The organism is Brachybacterium alimentarium (assembly GCF_002332425.1).
GTDB classification, from domain to species: Bacteria; Actinomycetota; Actinomycetes; order Actinomycetales; family Dermabacteraceae; genus Brachybacterium; species Brachybacterium alimentarium.
The window spans coordinates 1-3,284 of sequence record NZ_NRGS01000050.1 but is presented as its reverse complement, the minus strand read 5'-3'; the positions used below and the strand labels follow the sequence as shown (position 1 = coordinate 3,284).

2 protein-coding genes are annotated in these 3,284 nt (G+C 69.0%); both read right to left on the bottom strand.

What is annotated here, in order from left to right:
- On the bottom strand, positions 1-1,803 hold a 1,803-nt coding region (locus CIK71_RS17110), incomplete at its 3' end, for a heavy metal translocating P-type ATPase (protein WP_245857763.1).
- On the bottom strand, positions 1,800-3,284 hold a 1,485-nt coding region (locus CIK71_RS17105), incomplete at its 5' end, for a cytochrome c oxidase assembly protein (RefSeq protein WP_096166877.1). The genes CIK71_RS17110 and CIK71_RS17105, both read right to left, overlap by 4 nt.

Sequence of the window (3,284 nt, the reverse complement as noted above, 5' to 3'; positions counted from 1 at the left end):
GTCCCCTGTGAGCAGCACCGTCCGCAGTCCGAGCCCGTGCAGTGCGGCGACGGCCTCCGCGGCGTCCTCCTTGACCGCATCGGAGAGGGTGACTACTCCGATGACCTCTGCGTCTCGTGCGACCAGCGCTGTGGAGCGACCTGCCTGCTCGGCCTCGCTGACGGCTTCCTCCATCGGCCCGCTGAGGTGGGCGCCCAATTCGTGCATGAAGGCGGGGCTTCCGACTGCGATGCTCTCACCATTGATCGTTGCGCTGATCCCGTGACCGGGGGAGACGATGTGCCCAGTGGCGGCAGGGATGTCGGCGACCATGGTCGCGGCGTGGGTGCGGAGTGCTTCGGCGACGGCGTGCTCGGAGGATGCTTCGACCCCCGCGGCCAGGCGCATCAGCTGCTCAGCGGTGACTCCGTGGGGGTGGATGTCGATGACGCGCGGGGCGCCGAGCGTGAGGGTTCCGGTCTTGTCCAGGACGACGGTGGTGACCTTGCCGCTGGCTTCGAGAGCGTCTTGTCCCTTGACCAGGACCCCGAGCAGCGCGCCGCGTCCGACGCCGACCATCAGCGCGGTGGGGGTGGCGAGGCCGAGGGCGCAGGGGCAGGCGATGATCAGCACGCTGATCCCGTTGGTCACCGCAGTGGGCAGGTCTGCACCGGAGAGGAGCCAGGCAGACGCGACGAGCACGGTGAGGACGAGGACGACGGGCACGAAGACGCGCACCACGGCGTCGACGAGGTGCTGGACCTGGGCCTTGCGGATCTGCGCCTGCTCGGCGATGGCGGCCATCTGTGCGAGCTGGGTGTGGGCACCGACCCGGGTCGCCTCGAGGGCGAGGATCCCGTCCGCGGAGACGGTGCCGCCTATGACCTCGTCGCCCGGTCCGACGGTGCGGTGCAGGGATTCCCCAGTCATCGCACCGGTGTCGAGGGAGGCGGTGCCCTCGATGACCCGGCCGTCGACGGCGATCGTCTCGCCGGGGCGCACGAGCACGACGTCCCCGGTGCGGAGCTCCTCGACCGGCACCATCGTCTCGACCCCGTCACGTCGACGGCGGGCCTCCCGTGCCCCGAGGGCGGACAGCGCGCCGAGCACGTCGCCGGCGCGGCGCCGGCTGCGGGTCTCGAAGTAGCGGCCCGCGAGCTGGAAGGTCGTCAGTCCCGCGGCGACATCGAGGTACAGGGCGTTGGCGCCCTCGGGGACCTCGCCGATGCCGAGCCACACGCCGTCGGCGGCGTCGATGCCCGCGAGCATCGAGACCAGGGCCCAGCCGAACGAGGTGAGGATGCCGATGGAGACGAGAGTGTCCATGCTGACGGAGCGGTTCTGCAGGTTCCTCCAGGCAGCCCGGTGGAAGGGCCATGCCGCCCACGTGATGACGGGGACCGCGAGGAGGACGCACAGCAGTTCCCAGCCGGGGAACCGCCATTGCTCGATGAGTGCGAGGGCGATGGTGAGGTCCATCAGGGGGACGGTGAGCAGTGCTGCGGTGATGAGTCTGCGCCGCAGGCTCACGATGCGGTTCTCGTTGGCGCGGCGCGACCACTCGTCGTCCTGGTCGTCGTGCTCGGCGGCGTCATACCCGGCGCCGCGGATGACATCGATCGCGTGCGCCGGTGAGGTGATGCCCGTGACGACGGCGCGCTCGGTGGCGTAGTTGACGGTGGCGCTGACGCCGTCGAGCTTGTTCAGCTTCCGCTCGATGCGATTCGCGCATGCCGCGCAGGTCATCCCGGAGACGTCGAAGGTGTACCGCTCCTCCAGGGAGAGGGCTGGTGGGGCGGCCTGTGCGGTGGGGGTGTGGTTCATCGGGTGCGTTCCCTGTCCGAGAGTTTCTTGAGCATGTCGTTGTAGGCGTCGAACTCGGTGTCCAGGCCGCGGTCGAGGTGCCGATCCCGGCGACGGGCCTCCTTGTCGTCCTGGCGCGCCCATTGGATGCACAGTGCGACGATCGCGATGATCAGCGGGATCTCCCCACCCGCCCAGGCCACCGCGCCGGCCATCTTCTGGGACTCCCACAGGTTCGCCCACGGCAGTGCGAGGTAGTCGTAGTAGGTCTGGGCGAACAGCGTGGGCGAGGAGTAGATGGCCACTCCGAAGAAGGCGTGGAAGGGCATCGCGGCGAAGGTGTAGCCGAGCTTCCCGATATGGGGCAGCGGGCGCGGCGGACGGTCCACACCGATGATCAGGCTGTAGTACGCGTACCCCGTGGCCAGGAAGTGGAGGTTCATCAGCTGGTGCGCCCAGTGGAAGCGCATCATCGTGCCGAACAGCGGAGTGAAGTACAGGCCGTAGTAGGAGCCGATGAAGATGATGAACACGACCGCCGGGTGGTAGAGGGTCCGCAGCAGCCGCCAGTGCAGGATCTGCGTCACCCATGAGTGCACGCCCGCTCGGTGTCGATCCGCGCGTGCGGTGCGCAGGATCAACGTGATCACCCCGCCCTGGACCAGGAGGATCGGAGCGAGCATCGACAGGCTCATGTGCACCACCATGTGCACGCCGAAGTCGGGGGCGGAGTACTTTCCGAACCCGGAGCTCGTGGCCGCGAGAACGACCAGCCAGCCGCCACACCACAGCAGTACGCGGCTGATGGGCCATCTCGTGCCCCGGCGGCGCAGGACGATCACCATCGCGAGATAGGACGCGATGCCGACGACGGCGAGGACGGCGAACAGCAGGTTGAGCCTCCCTGTGCTCATCAGCGTCGCGAAGGTCGGCGCATCCGGCACCTCGAACCCCATGAACACCTCAGGGATGCTCGTGGGCACGAAGTACTGCGGTGGCGGAATGCGAGTCATCGCCGCACCGATCGCCACCCACACGGTGATCAGCAGGGCCGGGACCGCCATCCGGTGAGAGCCCCTGCGCCGCATCATCACGAGAGAGACCACGAGCGCTGCCAGAAGAGCAAGACGCACCAGGGTGAGAACGCCGGTCACGCTCGCCCACGGATCGCTCCCGGCAAGTTTGAACCACGTCACCACGAGCTCCGCCGCGAGCACGGCGACCGCCCCGACCAGGCCGACGCGGAGGACGAGCCCCTCGTCGAGAGGGCCCCGTTCCCCGCTGCGGATCAGCCGCACCGCGGCGGTGACCAGGACCGGTCCGAGGAGGACTCCTGCCGCGATGGTCTGGAGCGCGCCGGCATCCCCGCCGATGTCATGGTTCGGACCGACGAGGATCTGCCCCACCACCACCGGCGCCAGCGCGCCGATGATCCCCGCCCACAGCCCCGGCAGCAGCGTCGTCCAGCGCGTGCCCCAGTAGGAGCACAGCCACAGGACCAG